General features: G+C 64.6%; 13 protein-coding genes. 10 read left to right on the forward strand and 3 right to left on the reverse strand.

Translation table 11 applies throughout. From position 1 onward, the window contains the following. The first annotated feature begins 53 nt into the window (after positions 1–53). Positions 54–344: a YkgJ family cysteine cluster protein gene (locus MRK42_RS18640; protein ID WP_354688493.1), complete on the forward strand. Its 291-nt coding sequence runs from the start codon at positions 54–56 to the stop codon at positions 342–344. Here the strand turns inward: MRK42_RS18640 and MRK42_RS18645 are convergent. Continuing rightward, positions 341–733, reverse strand: a complete 393-nt coding sequence (locus tag MRK42_RS18645) for a hypothetical protein (protein WP_354688494.1) — start codon at positions 731–733, stop codon at positions 341–343. The genes MRK42_RS18640 and MRK42_RS18645 overlap by 4 nt on opposite strands. A gap of 288 nt (positions 734–1,021) precedes the next feature. Between MRK42_RS18645 and MRK42_RS18650 the strand changes: the two genes are divergently transcribed. After that, positions 1,022–2,419, forward strand: coding sequence for a PepSY domain-containing protein (locus tag MRK42_RS18650; RefSeq protein ID WP_354688495.1), 1,398 nt, complete (start codon positions 1,022–1,024; stop codon positions 2,417–2,419). Positions 2,420–2,498: 79 nt separating this feature from the next. Here MRK42_RS18650 and MRK42_RS18655 read toward each other — a convergent pair whose 3' ends face one another. Both MRK42_RS18655 and MRK42_RS18660 read right to left on the reverse strand, forming a co-directional pair. Further along, positions 2,499–2,717 (reverse strand): DUF6500 family protein, encoded by a 219-nt coding sequence (locus MRK42_RS18655; RefSeq protein WP_042025911.1) that lies wholly within the window; start codon positions 2,715–2,717, stop codon positions 2,499–2,501. 105 nt (positions 2,718–2,822) lie between these two features. Further along, entirely contained in the window at positions 2,823–3,728 is a 906-nt protein-coding gene (locus MRK42_RS18660) for a 1,4-dihydroxy-2-naphthoate polyprenyltransferase (protein ID WP_354688496.1), read from the reverse strand. A 208-nt stretch (positions 3,729–3,936) separates the two neighbouring features. Here MRK42_RS18660 and MRK42_RS18665 point away from each other — a divergent pair, with 208 nt between their 5' ends. The 8 genes from MRK42_RS18665 (at position 3,937) to MRK42_RS18700 (ending at position 15,194) form a co-directional block, all read left to right on the forward strand. Next, positions 3,937–5,256 (forward strand): isochorismate synthase, encoded by a 1,320-nt coding sequence (locus MRK42_RS18665; protein WP_268855365.1) that lies wholly within the window; start codon positions 3,937–3,939, stop codon positions 5,254–5,256. A gap of 34 nt (positions 5,257–5,290) precedes the next feature. Continuing rightward, a complete protein-coding gene (gene menD / locus MRK42_RS18670) occupies positions 5,291–7,036 on the forward strand; it encodes a 2-succinyl-5-enolpyruvyl-6-hydroxy-3-cyclohexene-1-carboxylic-acid synthase (protein ID WP_354688497.1) in 1,746 nt (581 codons plus the stop codon). Then, the gene (gene menH / locus MRK42_RS18675) at positions 6,996–7,799 is read left to right on the forward strand and encodes a 2-succinyl-6-hydroxy-2,4-cyclohexadiene-1-carboxylate synthase (protein WP_354688498.1); all 804 of its coding nucleotides are present in this window, start codon (positions 6,996–6,998) and stop codon (positions 7,797–7,799) included. The genes menD and menH overlap by 41 nt, the downstream gene beginning before the upstream one ends. 99 nt (positions 7,800–7,898) lie before the next feature. Continuing rightward, positions 7,899–8,747, forward strand: a complete 849-nt coding sequence (gene menB / locus MRK42_RS18680; protein WP_267884107.1) for a 1,4-dihydroxy-2-naphthoyl-CoA synthase — start codon at positions 7,899–7,901, stop codon at positions 8,745–8,747. Beyond that, positions 8,747–9,676 (forward strand): o-succinylbenzoate synthase, encoded by a 930-nt coding sequence (gene menC / locus MRK42_RS18685; RefSeq protein WP_354688499.1) that lies wholly within the window; start codon positions 8,747–8,749, stop codon positions 9,674–9,676. Before menB ends, menC begins: the two co-directional genes overlap by 1 nt. 13 nt (positions 9,677–9,689) lie before the next feature. Beyond that, positions 9,690–11,084: an AMP-binding protein gene (locus MRK42_RS18690; RefSeq protein WP_354689062.1), complete on the forward strand. Its 1,395-nt coding sequence runs from the start codon at positions 9,690–9,692 to the stop codon at positions 11,082–11,084. A gap of 216 nt (positions 11,085–11,300) precedes the next feature. Next, a complete protein-coding gene (locus MRK42_RS18695; RefSeq protein WP_354688500.1) occupies positions 11,301–14,051 on the forward strand; it encodes a collagenase in 2,751 nt (916 codons plus the stop codon). Between the two features lie 171 nt (positions 14,052–14,222). Then, positions 14,223–15,194: an ElyC/SanA/YdcF family protein gene (locus MRK42_RS18700; protein ID WP_354688501.1), complete on the forward strand. Its 972-nt coding sequence runs from the start codon at positions 14,223–14,225 to the stop codon at positions 15,192–15,194. Positions 15,195–15,244 lie beyond the last annotated feature (50 nt).

The raw sequence follows: 15,244 nt of genomic DNA on the forward strand, positions 1-15,244 counted from the left end.
GCATGGCGCCTGTTTCATTTTCACCAAGGTCGCAAGACGACAAGACAGAGACCATGACCCGGACAACTGAGCCACAGATAAGCTGCCAGAACTGCGAAGCCTGCTGCTGCCGCCTGGAAGTAATGCTGCTGACCGACACAGGGGTGCCGGATCGCTACATTGAAGAGCGGGAGGGCGAAGTGCCCGTGATGCAGCGGCTGGACGATGGCTGGTGCGCGGCGCTCGATCGCAATACCATGATGTGTCGCATCTACGATGTGCGCCCCCTGATCTGCCGCGAATTCGAAATGGGCGAACCCGACTGCATCGAGGAGCGAGATCGCTGGTTTATCAGACTCGATTAGGAGGGTGAGCAGGCCAGTTGCGCCTCGAGCCAGGTGATGGCCGCCTGCTCGCACTCGCAGTAATGCACCGCCTTGAAGGGTACGCCGGCGAAGACCTGATCGGCCAGATAACGCTTGAAGCCTCCCGACAACACCACCGCCAGATACTGGCAACCGCTGCCGGCGCACCAGTCAAACTGGCGATGAAAGCGGTGCAGCACTTCGGGGCCGGCCGCCTCGAACTCGGTGATAACCTCGACTATGCCCCAGGGGCCACCTTGCAGTTCCGCCAGCGCATCGCGGAAGCGGGCCTCGTAGGCTATGGCTCCCGCCAGATTGAAGGCACCACTCGGGCGGCATATAAGCATCTGCCCCCTGCGTTCCATTGCAAACTTGCCGTGCGGCTGCATTCCGTTCCTCCCTGACCGGCGCCACTCCAGTGGCTGTTGCTATAAGATAATGATTTAAATCAAAAAATCTACAGCATCGAAAACACCATCCGGTTCCCATACTGCCGCTGCCCCCATGGCGCCCCCTTGCTTCCACTCATTATGATCTTTATCAACAATCTCTTTTCATTTCATCCAAGGGTCCGACCAGAGATGTGGCATTGCCGTTAACAAAACGTTGCTGTTATCATCCGCGGCCATAAAACACTCCACCAGCAGGAATGTTGGTCATCGACATAAGGACACGAGATGAAAAACAGGGATGCCCATTACTACCAACGGATCTGGCGCTGGCATTTTTATGCCGGCCTGTTTGTCGCCCCCTTCCTGATCCTGCTCTCCCTGACCGGCATCATCTATCTGTTCAAGCCCCAGCTCGACAACCTGATGTACCCCGAGCTGATGAAGGTGACCCCGACGGCCCAGACACTGAGCGCCGATGAGCTGTTGACCCGAGCGATGGCAGCCATGCCGGATGCCAGCCTGCGCAAATACCTGCCGCCGGCCAGCCCGGATGCCAGCGCCCAGCTCATCGTCATGCAACAGGGCCAGGAGCTGACCCTGTTCATGGATCCCGCCAGCGGCAACCTGCTCGGCACCATGGACAACAAGTGGAACCTGCAGGCGGTGGCGCGCGCCCTGCACGCCGATCTGCTGCTCAGCACCACGGGGGATCGGCTGATCGAGCTGGCCGCCGGCTGGGGGCTGGTGCTGCTCATCAGCGGCCTCTATCTCTGGTGGCCACGCAAGGGACCGGGCATGGGCGGCATCCTCTGGCCCAGAATGCACCAGCGTGGCCGCCTCTGGTGGCGTGACCTGCACGCCGTGGTCGGCTTCTGGGGGGCCGGCTTCCTGCTGCTGTTGCTGCTGAGCGGCATGACCTGGACCGGTTTCTGGGGCGATCAGTTTGCCAATGTGTGGAACCGCTTCCCCGCCGCCATGTGGAACCAGGTGCCCAAATCGGCCCCCCTTGCCCGCAGCCTCAACCAGGCTCATGAGCAGACAGTGCCCTGGGCGGTGGAAAATACCCCCATGCCGGATTCCCGGATGGTGGAAGAGGGCCATGATCACGGCGCCATGGACCATGGCAGTACCCACGACGGCGTAGTAATGGCCAGCCGGCGCATCCTGCTGCAACAGGTGGTGGAGATTGCCCGCGAGCGCGGGGTCAGTCCGGGTTACAGCATCACGCCGCCGGCGGGGGATAGCGGTGTCTTCACCATCGCCCTGTTTGCCGACGACCCGCGCAACGATGCCACCCTGCACATCGATCAATACAGCGGCAAGGTGCTGGCCGACGTGCGCTGGCAGGATTACGGCCCGGTGGCCAAGACGGTGGAGACCGGCGTCATGCTGCACATGGGCAAGCTCTATGGCTGGCCTCACCAGCTCGCCATGCTGCTCATCTGCCTGATGGTGCTGGCCAGCGCGGTGAGCGGCCTGTGGATCTGGTGGTGCCGTCGCCCGCAGGGCCGCCTGGCCGCCCCGCCGCTGCCCGCCAGCCTCCCCCCCATGCGTGGCGCCATCGCCCTGCTGATCCTGCTCGGCATCTGCTTCCCGCTGGTAGGCGCCTCCATGGTCGCCATCTGGCTGCTGGACAGCCTGATCTTCTCTCGCCGCGCCCCCAAACTGGCGGAGATCGGCTAGGCCCCACTCTCACGACCGAATGACAATGCCATTCAATAGCAAGGGCTCCCGATGGGGAGCCCTTGCTGCTTCAGTCCGGCTATTTCATCGCCTCGACCAGCCGGAGGATCTTGCTGGCCTTTTCGAAGTGATCGAGCCTGTGGGTCTGGATCCACCAGGTCGCCGCCTCCATCAACAACTCGGGATCCTCATTCTTGTTGGCGAAGAAGGCATAGAAGGAGAGCCCGACCACCTCCCCCTTTTGCGCAATTTTCTGCTGGCAGACCTGGATGATTTTCTCTCTGAGTGAGTCGCGCATGGCGGCTTTCCCTGCTTGGTGAGTGGCATGCAAAGCAGCATACCCCAGCCAGCAAAAAGGGCCCCCGTCCGGGAGCCCTTTTTCATTGCCAAAACGGGTCGCGACTCAGGAGAGCGCCAGCCCGATGGAGAGCAACAGGCTGTAGAGGAAGGCGCTGATGGCGGTCTTCTTGAGGGCGCCTGTCAGCACCTCGCCATCGAAACTCTCCCGCAGTATCCTGGCCGCATCGGTCAGTGGCTTCATGGCCGGCAGGAAGATCCAGGGCCAGAAGCTGGCCGGCTGGGTCAGGATGAAGAGTACGGTCGCCAGCACGGCAGATCCCAGCAGCACCCAGTGATAGGCGATGGCGCGATTGCGACCGAGGCGCACTGCCAGGGTGATCTTGCCGCTGGCGGCATCGGTTTCGATGTCGCGCACGTTGTTGATGTTGAGCACGGCGGTGGCCAGCAGGCCACAAGCGGCCGCGGGCAGCAGCAGATCCCACTGCAGGGTCTTGGTAAAGAGGTAGTAGGAGCCGAGCACCCCCAGCAGGCCGAAGAAGAGGAACACCGAGATATCGCCGAAACCGCGATAACCGTAAGGAGTCTTGCCCACCGTGTAGGTCACCGCAGCGACGATGGCCGCCCCGCCCAGCACCACGAACGCCAGGATCTGCAGCCACTGGCCGCCGAAGGCGCAGCCCAGCAGCAACAGGCCGCTCGCCACCGCCGCCAGCGCGGTCAGCGCCATCGCCACGCACATCTGCTTGCGGGTGATGAGGCCGGATACCACGGCCCGCTGGGGACCGATCCGCTCGCCATTGTCGGCACCGGAGACCGCATCGCCGTAGTCGTTGGCCAGATTGGAGAGGATCTGCAGCAGGATGGCGGTCAGCAGGGAGAGCGCCATGATGGTGCCGTCGAAGGCGCCGCGGCTGGCAGCCAGCCCGGAACCCAGGAGAATGGACGAGCAGGCGAGCGGCAATGTTCGCAAACGAGCCGCCAGCAACCATGTTGATAAGGTATTTGTCATATTGTGATGGCCAAACAATCGGATATTGATCGTGTTAAGGGTTATCGAACCGGATTTGGGTATACTGGGCCCCGGAAGTGAAGCTCCCTCGGGCGATTTACATGGACGAATGGGCAGATAATATATAGGAAATCATCGCCCTTTGGCATAAACCTACGGCATCCTGCTACGGGATCGATCGTTACTACCCGGTTCAGACACTACATCCATGTTGGCTCAGACCCATATCAAGCAACAACTGGACGCCCTGCGTCACAACAACGTCAGCGGCTTCGTACGACTGCGCGTAGGGATCGAGGTTCGCTCCTTCCTGGGCTGGCTCGCGGCGCAGACTCTCTACCCCCGCATCTATTGGCATGCCCGTGGCCAGGATCGCCCCGAGTATGTTGCCCTGGGCGCCATCCACGAACTGACCGAGCCCGATGCCATCCGCCAGGTCTGCACCAACACCAGCCAGTATCATGACGACAGCCCCCGCTACTATGGCGGCGTGGCGTTCGATCCGGCCCAGCCGGGCTGGCAAGGGTTTGGCGCCTGCCGCTTCGTGCTGCCCCGCATCGAGCTGGTGCGCCGCGGCGAGTGTGTCAGCCTCTGCCTCAATCTCTGGCTGACCAAAGAGAACCTCGAGTCCGAGCTGGCCGCCGCCGAAGCCGCCCTCGACGCCCTGCAGCCGGAAGCGCCCCTGGCCCAGCTGCAAAAGCAGCGCTGGCAGCGTCAGGATTGCCCTGAGCCGGCCCAGTGGCAGCGCCTGGTGGAGCAGGTCACCTCCCCCGCATTTCAGGCCCACACCCCCAAGGTGGTGCTCTCCCGCGAGAGCGTGCTGACCAGCCACCAGGGCGGCGAGGATGTCTGCCCCTGGGTCATGCTCAACCAGTGGATCGGCCATGCCCAGGATTGCTTCCACTTCGGCTTCCAGTTTTCCCCCGAGCAGGCCTTTATCGCCTGCTCCCCCGAGCGCCTTTACCGACGCGAGGATCGCCACCTCTTTAGCGAGGCGCTGGCAGGTACCATCCGCCGTTCCGGCGACGAGGCGACCGATGCCGCCCTGGCCGCCGAGCTGCTGGCCGACAGCAAGAACCGGCTGGAGAATCGGCTGGTGCATGCCGATATCCTGAGCCGCCTGGCCCAGCTGGCCCACGACGCCACCCTGACCGAGCCGCGCATCCTGAAGCTGCGCCTGCTGCAGCACCTCAAGTGCGACATCGAGGCCGAGCTCAAGCCCGGCGTCTGCGACTGGCAGTTGCTCGAAGCCCTGCACCCGACCCCTGCTGTGGGTGGCGCTCCGCGCGAAGCGGCGCTGGCCTTCATCCGCGAAAACGAACCCTACGAGCGCGGCTGGTATGCCGGGGCCTGCGGCATGCTGAGCCGGGAGACTTCGGAGTTTGCCGTCGCCATTCGCAGCGCCCGCATCCAGCCTGGCAGCGTCACCCTGTTTGCCGGCGCCGGCATAGTGGCGGGTTCCGAGCCCGCCGCCGAGTGGGCCGAGCTCGACAACAAGATCGCCAATGTGCTCTCCCTGCTGGGATAGCCATTCATCCTCTTTCCAACCCGCGAGAGCGCTTATGTCCGCCAGTGAAGTGTTTGCGAGCACCGTCTTTCCCACTCAGCACGCCACCTTCAACCATATCTGGTCCTCCCTGCTGCTGGAGGAGCTTTATCGCCTCGGGGTGCGCGATATCGCGCTGGCCCCGGGTTCGCGCAGCGCCCCGCTCACCATGGCCGCCGCCGCCCACTCCGGGTTTCGCCGCCATCTGCATTTCGACGAGCGGGGCCTGGGCTTCATGGCGCTGGGACTGGCCAAGGGCAGCAACCGGCCGGTAGCTGTGATCATGACGTCGGGCACCGCGGTCGCCAACCTCTGGCCCGCGGTGGCCGAGGCCCAGCTCACCGGTGTGCCGCTCATCATTCTCTCCGCCGACCGCCCCCACGAGCTCATCGATAACGGCGCCAACCAGGCCATCGACCAGCAGGGGATCTTCGGCCACTACCCCGTTTTTCAGCAGAGTCTGCCAAGCCCCACTCCTACCATCCCCGCCGCCTTCGTACTGAGCTCGGTGGATCAGGCGCTGGCGCAGCAGGCACGCACGCCGGGGGTGGTACACATCAACTGCATGTATCCCGAGCCCCTCTACCCCGGCGACCAGTATCAGGATTTTGCCGCCTATCTCGCCCCCCTCGGCGACTGGCTCACCTCGGCTCGCCCCTGGAGCCCCTGGCAGCTGGGTGAGCAGAGCTGCCCGCCCCAGGTCGGCTGGAGCGAGCTGCAGGGCAAGCGCGGCGTCATCATCGCCGGGCGGATCACCCACCCCGAGCAGGCACAGGCGGTGGCCGGGCTGGCCGAACGCCTCGGCTGGCCCCTGCTGGCGGATATCCAGAGCCAGATCCGCTTCGATGCCCGCAACCTCATCCACATGGATTTGGCGCTCAACGATCCCGGCTTCGTCGCCGAGTTGGGGCGCGCCGAGGTATTGCTGCAATTTGGCGCCCGCCTGGTCTCCAAGCGCCTCGGCCAGTTTATCAAGAGCCACCCCTGGCTGGATTACTGGCTGGTGGATCCGCAGCCGGCCCGACTCGACCCCGACTACCGGCTGCGCAACCGCCTGCTGTGCAGCGCCAGCGCCTTCGTGGCGGCTCATCCGGTCGCAGCCACGGCGACTCCTTGGCACCGGCTGGACGCCCTGCAACAGAAGGCGAGTCGGCAGATCGCCGCCGCCTGCGAACGCTTCTCCGAATTGGGGGTGTGCCATCGCCTCAATCGGCTGATCCGCGGTCAGCTGTTTGTCGGCAACAGCATGCCGGCCCGGCTGATGGATATGCTGGGCATTCCAGGCCAGGGGCCGAGCCGGGTGATGACCAACCGCGGCGCCTCCGGCATCGATGGCCTCATTGCCACCGCCTACGGCTTCGCGCAATCGGTCGAGCAGGGCTGCGCCGAGCCCACCACCCTGCTGCTCGGGGATCTCAGCGCCCTGCACGATCTCAACAGCCTGGCCCTGCTCGGCAAGGCCAGCCGACCGCTGGTGGTGATCCTGCTCAACAACGATGGCGGCAGCATCTTTCGCATGCTGCCGGTGCCCACCGAAGGGGAGCTGCTGGAGAGCTACTATCGGCTGCCCCATGGCCTCAGTTTTGAGCATGCCGCCGCCATGTTCGGCCTCGCCTATCGTGCGCCGGACAGCCTGGCCGAGTTCGAGCAGGCCTATACCGAGGCGCTCGGTGCCGGCGTCACCCTGATCGAGATCCGGGTGCCGAGCGAACAGGTGGCCGATGATCTCAAGGCGCTGGGGGCCGCCATCCGTGGCGCCTGAACAGCCCCAACGGCCGCACACCCTGGTGCTGCTGCATGGCCTGCTGGGGGATGGCGCTGACTGGCAGCCGGTGATCGACCGCCTGCCCGTCATCCGCTGCGTGGCCCTCGACCTGCCGGGCCACGGCTGCAACCACGCGGTGCGGGTGAACGGCTTTGACGAGGCCCATCGCTGGCTCTGTGACGAGCTGGCCGCGCGAAATATCGAGCACTATCTGCTGGCGGGCTATTCCCTCGGCGGACGCCTCGCCCTCTATCACGCCAGCCGCTCCCCGAAAGGTTTGCAGGCCCTGCTGCTGGAGAACTGCCATCCCGGTCTGCCTGCTGCCGAGCGGGCCGCCCGCATCGCCCACGACGAGGGGTGGGCACAACGCTTCGAGCGCGAGCCGCTGGCCGAGGTGCTGGCTGACTGGTACCGGCAGGGGGTCTTTGCCGATCTGGACGAAACGGCCCGTGCCCGCCAGATCGCCCGTCGCCTCGGCAACCGGGATGGCGCCATCGCCACCATGCTGCGCGCCACCTCGCTGGGGCAACAGCCCGATCTCGCCCCCTGGCTGGCAAAGGCCGAATTGCCGGTCACCTATGTGAGCGGCAAGCGGGATCAGAAATTCCACCACCTGGCTTGCCAGCTGGCGAGTCAGCATCGCAAAATCAACCACTTGGTACTGGATGGCGGCCACAACCTGCACGCCAGCCAGCCCGAGATCTTTGCCCGGTTCCTTGCGAAGTGGGTCAACCAACCAGAAGAGAAGAGTCATGATTGAAGCAATGACGGAAGCGGGACGGTACGCACCTGTCCAGCAGGCCGTGATTGCTCCATTTTCGCTCGAACAGACTAGAAGGAAAAAACCATGATTGAGGCAATGACGGAAGCGGAACTGTACGCACCTGTCGAGTGGCGCGATTGCTCCGCCGGTTACGAGGACATCCTCTATCACAAGTCCGGCGATGGCATTGCCAAGATCACCATCAACCGCCCCCAGGTACGCAACGCCTTCCGCCCTCGCACCGTGAAAGAGATGCTGCAGGCGCTGGCCGATGCCCGCTATGACGATCAGGTCGGCACCATCATCCTGACCGGCTTCGGCGAGAAGGCCTTCTGCGCCGGTGGCGACCAGAAGATCCGGGGCGACTACGGCGGCTACCGCGACGACGAGGGGACTCATCACCTCAACGTGCTCGACTTCCAGCGCGACATCCGCACCTGCCCGAAACCCGTGGTGGCCATGGTGGCCGGCTACGCCGTCGGCGGCGGCCATGTGCTGCACATGATGTGTGATCTGACCATCGCCGCGGACAACGCCATGTTCGGCCAGACCGGTCCGAAAGTGGGCTCCTTCGACGGCGGCTGGGGTGCCTCCTACATGGCGCGCATCGTCGGCCAGAAGAAGGCCCGCGAGATCTGGTTCCTGTGCCGTCTGTATGACGCCAAGCAGGCCCTCGATATGGGATTGGTCAATACCGTGGTGCCGGTCGCCGACCTGGAGCGTGAAACCGTGCGCTGGTGCCGCGAGATGCTGCAACACAGCCCGATGGCCCTGCGCTGCCTGAAAGCCGCGCTGAACGCCGACTGCGATGGTCAGGCGGGCTTGCAGGAGCTGGCAGGCAATGCCACCATGCTGTTCTACATGACCGAAGAGGGTCAGGAAGGGCGCAATGCCTTCAACGAAAAGCGCCGCCCCGACTTCTCCAAATACAAGCGGAACCCCTGATGACACTCGCCCTCTATCGCTACCGACTGCCTTTTACCCAGCCCCTGACCTTTCACGGCAAGGTGGAGGTGGCGCGCGAGGGCTTGCTGGTCCGCGTTGGCGACGGCTGGGGGGAGATAGCCCCCCTGCCCGGTTTCTCCAAAGAGATCCTGGCCGAGGCACACGCCGAGGCCATCGCCTGTCTGGAACAACTGGCCGCGGGGCAGCCCATAGCCCCGCGCCTGCCTTCGGTGCAATTTGGCTTCGACTGTGCCCGCCGGGTCTGGCCCGCGCAGACGGCCCCCCTGCCCGAACCCTATCCCCTTATTCAGGGCTCCCCCCAGGAGTTGCTGAAACACTGGAAAGAGTGGCTCCATCGCACTCCCAACAAAGCCAAGCTCAAGGTGGCCCGCTATCCCATGCGGGACGAGCTGGCACTGATCCGGCTGCTGTGCGACCGCATTCCGACCCTCAAGCTGGTGCTGGATGCCAACCAGGGCTGGACCCGCGAGGAGGCCTGGACCTTCTGCGGCCATCTGGACCCGAACCGGATCGAGTATCTGGAAGACCCCTGTGCCGATTTCGCCGACATCGCTTTTGTCGCCAACCGCACCGGCATGCCGGTGGCGCTGGACGAGCTGCTGGCCCAGGGCAAGCCATGGGAGCCCATCCCGCAGCTGCGCGCCCTGGTGCTCAAGCCCATGCTGCTCGGCTCGCTGGCCCACTGCGAGGCGCTGATCAACCGCGCCCGCGAGCTGCGGCTCAAGGTGATCATCTCCTCCTGCTTCGAATCCGGCCTTGGCCTGAACCAGCTGTTCCACCTCGCCGGAGAGTGGGCCCCGGAGCAGGCCCCCGGGCTGGATACCCGTCGCTGGATGGCAGCGGATCTGTTAAACGAAGCCGGGGAGCCGGACACCGGCGTCCTGGAGACCCTGTTTTACCGTGACTGATTTCCCCGCCCCAATGCAGGAGCCTTGCCCGGTGCGCCACTGGGCAAGGCTCGCCCCCCATCGCATCGCCATCCACGCCGACACCCCGCTGAGCTACCGGACGCTCGATCGGCGCCTCAACAGCCTGTGCGACCAGCTCACCCGGGCCGGCCTCACCCGCGGGGATCATCTTGCCGCCGTGGTGCGCGGCGCGCTGGATGATGTGCTGCTGGCCTGGGCCTGCGTGCGCAGCGGCATCGTGTTCTGTCCGCTCAATCCCGCCTTTCCGCTCACCCGACAAGCCGAACTGGCCGGCCGCCTCGACGCCCGGGCCTTCTGCTCGGCGGGCGACATGCCGAGCGGTGACTGGCAGGCGCTGCGGCTCGATTTCAGCCGCGAGCTGGCAGCAGGTGATGACGAGTGGCCGCTGGTACCAGAGCAGCTCAACAACATGATCCTCACCTCGGGCTCCAGCGGTACACCGAAGGCCGTGGTGCACCGGCTGGCCAACCATCTGGCCTCGGCACGGGGCTCCGCAGCCCTCATTCCCCTCGACGAAGAGTGTGGCTGGCTGCTCTCCCTGCCGCTGTTTCATGTCGGCGGTTACGCCATTCTGTTTCGGGTCTTTCTGGCGGGAGCCGCCCTGGTGCTGGACGATCGCAGCCGCCCCCTCGAGGCGCGGCTCGAGCGCCAGCCCATCACCCACCTGTCCCTGGTACCGACCCAGCTCTGGCGTCTGCTGGCCCGGGGCTTCGAGCCTGCTCGTACCCGATTGCGCGAGCTGCTGCTCGGGGGCGCCGCCATCCCGCAGCCACTGGTCGAGCGCCTCGCCGCCATGGGGCTCACCCCCAAGGTGAGCTACGGCCTCTCCGAGATGGGCAGCCAGGTCTGTACCGCCCTGCCCACCCGGGCGGGGATGGTGGGCCGCCCGCTGCCGGGGCGGGAGTTGTGCATCAAGGGACAGGAGATCTGCGTGCGCGGCGCCACCCTGTTTGCCGGTTACTACCGTGATGGCGCGCTGGAGCTGCCCCTCGACGAAGAGGGTTGGTTTCACACCCGCGACAAGGGGCACCTCACCCCGAACGGCGAGCTGGTGGTGGAGGGGCGGCTCGACAACCTCTTCATCTCGGGCGGGGAGAACATCCAGCCCGAAACCATAGAGCAGCGGCTGGTGGATCACCCTGCCATCACCCAGGCGCTGGTGGTGCCGGTGCCGAGTGACGAGTGGGGGCAGCGCCCCGCCGCCTTTATCGACTGGCACGGAGACCCCGTTCCCCATGCCGAACTGGTCGCCTGGATCAAGGCTTCCCTGCCCGGCTTTATGGTGCCGGATCACTGGCTGCCCTGGCCCGATCTCGGCGGCAACCTGAAGCCCTCCCGTCAGCATCTGGCCCACACGGCCCGGATCCACGTGGGAGACAGGACATAAAATGTGATGTTTATCACATTTTATGTTTTTACCCATCGTTCAAAAAAGCCGCATGTGAGTCTTTACTTTCAATCAAGCCCCGTCCGAGTCACAAACTGGCGTATGATATAAATTTTATCTATTTTTCAGTGTTTTAATTTACAGTTGATATCCTTTTGGGGCCTAGTAGATTGCCCTCCCTTCACCACGTAGACAATAAAAAACGAAGGGATAACAATGACTCGTTCAGGCTCAAGGTGGTGGCTGCTGGCCACCCCGCTGCTTGTTGCCGCCCAGGCACAGGCCGACTACTCCCCCACCGACTGGCAAGACTACCGGCTGACCGGTGAATCAAACCGCCAGCTCGCCCCCCGCGTTACCGAGGTGACCTACGAACTCAAGGCACGCGACGCAGATGCCCCCTATCAGCAACTCAGGGTCTATCGTCGCTTCGACTGGCAGGAGAGCGATCTCGCCTCGCTGGCTGAAAATCACTGCAGCGAACCCAAATTGCGGGTCGAGGCGGGCTGGCAAATCCGCTATCTCAGCTGCGAGCAGCGAGTGCCGGCCGGCAAGGCGGTGCCCGCCACCAGCTACGACTACGGCTATGGCCTCAAGGAGGGGCACTGGGAACAGCTGGCCGGCACGCCGACCGCCTCCCGTGCAGATCGCTTCCCCCTGCCCGAACCCGTCTTGCTGGGTCATACCGAGCAGGAGCTGGATCGCTGCGAACTGAACGCCCGGGGGCGCTGCGCCGATCCCGAGTGGCACTATCAGCCGCAGGATTGGCAACAGCTGGAAGTGAAAGAAGAGACCCCGAGCGAGCGGGATGGCCGACTGGAGCAGGTGTTCTTCCGCCTGCAGCCCGTCCCCGGCAGCCTGGCGGCCAGCCAGGTCAGCGAGCTGCACGTCTGGCGCAGCTATCGCTGGCAGCTGGAGCAGGCCGCCGCCATCCAGCAGGAGTGTGACGAGCCCATGGAGCGGCAGGAGGGGGAGAACACCGTTCGCTACCGCCTCTGCCGCCAGGTCATTCCGGCCGGCAGCGAGGTGATGGTGACCCTGAAAGACACGGGTTATCAGAACCCGGTCAGCGGCCGTGAGTGGCAACCCCTGCCGGAGACCGACGAGTGGCAGGAGAGCCGGGTGATCCAACGACCCATCGTACTGGCCAGCAAGGAGGAGCTACTGGCGTGCCACCGCCCCAACGGCCGTCCCTGCGGCGAGCCGGATCAGCCCGACACGACGCTGCTGGATGCCGACGCGGCGCAGCTGGTCACCGATGTCAGCGGCCAGAACAGTCCCGCCTGGCAGGCCGATTATGGCCACGACGACGCCAAACTGATGGCGGTGGTGCGCGGCATGCGCGCCCTGCTGGCCGCCAACCAGCCGACCCACCCGGCCATGGACAAGCTGCTCTACTATGTGCGCGCCCACAACTACCATGATGGCGTGCGCCGGGAGAGCGATCAGGTGGCCCGGGAACTCGCGGCCGTGATGATGGCACTGCTCGATCACCCCCTGCTGCTCACTGCCGAACCGCAGGATCAGGCCGGTACCGTGCTGGAGGCCTGGAGCGTCGCAGCCCAGGGGCAGCTGGAGCAAAGCGCGTTTCGTCAGAGCGCCGGCCCCATGCTGGTCCAGCTCAACCGGGCGCTCGCCTACGCGGCGCAGCATGCCGTCCTGATCAATGGCCACAAGCCGTGGGCTGACGGCATCTTCGAGCTGCTCAACCTGATCGACCAGAGCGCCAACGCCGGCCAGCAGGCCGATTTCAGCGCCACCTTCATGGCACAGGAGCCCTCCCTGCGCCAGAGCCTGCGCCAACTGGGCATGAGCGAGCTGTCGCTCTGGAAGCAGCGTGACGGCTCGCGGGATCTGTTTGTCTTCAACAACATCCTCGACGCCCACAGTCGCCTCTACCGGATGATGAGCTACAGCCAACCGGACGAGGCGGCCCGCTACCGCCAGCTGCTGGACCGCGATGTCATCGCCATCATGCGCCACCACGGCCTGATCCCGGGCGGCCCCCACCCGGCCACGCTGCTGGAGGATGTCTCCCTGACCCTCTCCAGCTACTACCTCACCTACACGGATCGCACCAGCGAGGCCTGCATCAGCGGTGACTTCGCCGGCCTCTGCACCCCCATCCGGATGGAAGACATACTGCCGTTCGAACACACCTGCTCACCCACCCTGCGCCTGCGGGCCCAGGATCTGACCCAGGCCCAGGCCGAGGAGATCTGCCGCGAGCTGGGAGCGGAGGAGCAGCAGTTCCACCAGCAGATGGAGACGGGTTCGCAGCCGGTGGCCGACGATCACAACGAGACCCTCGAGCTGGTGATCTTCGACTCCTCCGCCGACTGGAACCGCTACGGCGGCGCCCTGTTCGGGGTCTCCACCGACAATGGCGGCATCTATATCGAGGGGGATCCGGCTCGTCCGGGCAACCAGGCCCGCTTCTTCGCCTACGAGGCGGAGTGGAAGCGCCCCGCCTTCCAGGTGTGGAACCTGCGCCACGAATACGTCCACTATCTGGATGCCCGCTTCAACCAGTACGGCAGCTTCGGCCAGTACCCTCTCAACCGCACCACCTGGTGGGCGGAGGGGCTGGCGGAGTACATCGCCCACGGCCAGTGCTTCGCCCGCGGTCTGAACAATGTGGCTGGCCGCCCCGCCGACCGGCAGCCGACCCTGGGGGAGATCCTCCACCTCGATTACGATCAGGGCGGCGACATGGTCTACTCCTGGTCCTATACCGTTCACCGCTTCCTGAACGACACCGGTCGCAACGCCAGCTGGCTGGCCCTGGCGCAGGCCCTGCGCAACCCGGATCGCCAGCAGGCCTTGAGCGACTTCGAGGGGGAGATGGATCGACTGATCGCCAGCGACAGTGCCGCCTATCAGACCTGGCTGAACAGGGAACTGCTGCCCTGGTGGCAGGCCAACAAGGAGTCCGACGCCTGCAAGGGGAATGATTCCGCGCACTGATTCATTTGATGCACAAGGGGGCAGCCATGGCTGCCCCCTTTTTTATCCTCTGTCGCTGCGACAAGCCCTGCCCCAGCCAGACAGCCCCTTGCTATCAAGTCTGACGCCCGCCCCCGAGTTGTAATAGAATGCCGAAAACCACTTCAACTTCAGACCCGAATCGCACCGCGCATGAAGAAGTTTGCCAAGATCCTCCTCACCTCCCTGCTGTTGCTGCTGGCGCTGATTGCCTCGCTGCTGGCCTATGGCGAGTGGATCGTCTCCGACACCCGCCAATACACCTATGACGAGGTGAGCGAGGTGCCATACAACCCGGTAGCCGTGGTGCTGGGCACCTCCAAATACCTTGCAGGTGGCGGCCCCAACCACTACTTCAAGTACCGCATCAAGGCCGCGGCCGAGCTCTACAACAACGCCAAGGTGGATTACATCCTGGTCTCCGGTGACAACGCCACCTTGCAATACAACGAACCGCGCCAGATGCGCCGCGCCCTGATCAAGGCGGGCATCCCGGCAGCTGCCATCTACATGGACTTCGCCGGATTCCGCACGCTGGATTCCGTGGTACGGGCCAAGGAGGTGTTCGGCCAGGAGCGCTTCACCGTGGTTTCCCAGGGCTTTCACAATGAGCGAGCCATCTTCATCGCCCACCACTTCGGCATCAACGCCATCGGCTTCAACGCCGAAGATCCCAGCGCCTATCAGGGGATCCGCACCCGGATCCGGGAGGTGTTTGCCAGGGTGATGGGGCTGCTCGACCTCTACGTGCTGGACAAGGGACCCAAGTTTCTCGGCGACCCGGTTCCCATCGGTCTGCCCGTCCCCTGCGAGCCCCTGAGCACCCTGGGCACCCGGCATCCCTGCATCAAGCAGCCCAAACCGGCGGTCACACCACCGGTGAAGCAGCAAGAATCCGAACCAGCCGTTACGCCGCCGGTGAAACCGCAAGAATCCGAGCCGGCCGTCGCACCGCCGGTGAAACAGCAAGAACCCGAGCCAGCCATCGCGCCACCGGTGAAACAGCAAGAATCCGAGCCAGTCGTCGCGCCGCCGGTGAAACCGCAAGAAACCGAGCCGGCCGTCGAGCCACCGGTAGAGCAGCAAGCGCCGGAGTCTGCGACCAACGCCGCCATGGCCACCTGATATGACAAACGACCCGCCAATTGGCGGGTCGTTTTCGTTGAAGGGGAAGT

The sequence above is a fragment of the Aeromonas sp. 19NY04SH05-1 genome (assembly GCF_040581895.1).
GTDB classification, from domain to species: Bacteria; Pseudomonadota; Gammaproteobacteria; order Enterobacterales; family Aeromonadaceae; genus Aeromonas; species Aeromonas enteropelogenes.

Excerpts from the sequence above, each read along its gene's own strand:
- MRK42_RS18640 (WP_354688493.1), top strand. The coding sequence starts at position 54 with ATGACCCGGACAACTGAGCCACAGATAAGCTGCCAGAACTGCGAAGCC.
- MRK42_RS18645 (WP_354688494.1), bottom strand. The coding sequence starts at position 733 with ATGCAGCCGCACGGCAAGTTTGCAATGGAACGCAGGGGGCAGATGCTT.
- MRK42_RS18650 (WP_354688495.1), top strand. The coding sequence starts at position 1,022 with ATGAAAAACAGGGATGCCCATTACTACCAACGGATCTGGCGCTGGCAT.
- MRK42_RS18655 (WP_042025911.1), bottom strand. The coding sequence starts at position 2,717 with ATGCGCGACTCACTCAGAGAGAAAATCATCCAGGTCTGCCAGCAGAAA.
- MRK42_RS18660 (WP_354688496.1), bottom strand. The coding sequence starts at position 3,728 with ATGACAAATACCTTATCAACATGGTTGCTGGCGGCTCGTTTGCGAACA.
- MRK42_RS18665 (WP_268855365.1), top strand. The coding sequence starts at position 3,937 with ATGTTGGCTCAGACCCATATCAAGCAACAACTGGACGCCCTGCGTCAC.
- menD (WP_354688497.1), top strand. The coding sequence starts at position 5,291 with ATGTCCGCCAGTGAAGTGTTTGCGAGCACCGTCTTTCCCACTCAGCAC.
- menH (WP_354688498.1), top strand. The coding sequence starts at position 6,996 with ATGATCTCAAGGCGCTGGGGGCCGCCATCCGTGGCGCCTGAACAGCCC.
- menB (WP_267884107.1), top strand. The coding sequence starts at position 7,899 with ATGACGGAAGCGGAACTGTACGCACCTGTCGAGTGGCGCGATTGCTCC.
- menC (WP_354688499.1), top strand. The coding sequence starts at position 8,747 with ATGACACTCGCCCTCTATCGCTACCGACTGCCTTTTACCCAGCCCCTG.
- MRK42_RS18690 (WP_354689062.1), top strand. The coding sequence starts at position 9,690 with ATGCAGGAGCCTTGCCCGGTGCGCCACTGGGCAAGGCTCGCCCCCCAT.
- MRK42_RS18695 (WP_354688500.1), top strand. The coding sequence starts at position 11,301 with ATGACTCGTTCAGGCTCAAGGTGGTGGCTGCTGGCCACCCCGCTGCTT.
- MRK42_RS18700 (WP_354688501.1), top strand. The coding sequence starts at position 14,223 with ATGAAGAAGTTTGCCAAGATCCTCCTCACCTCCCTGCTGTTGCTGCTG.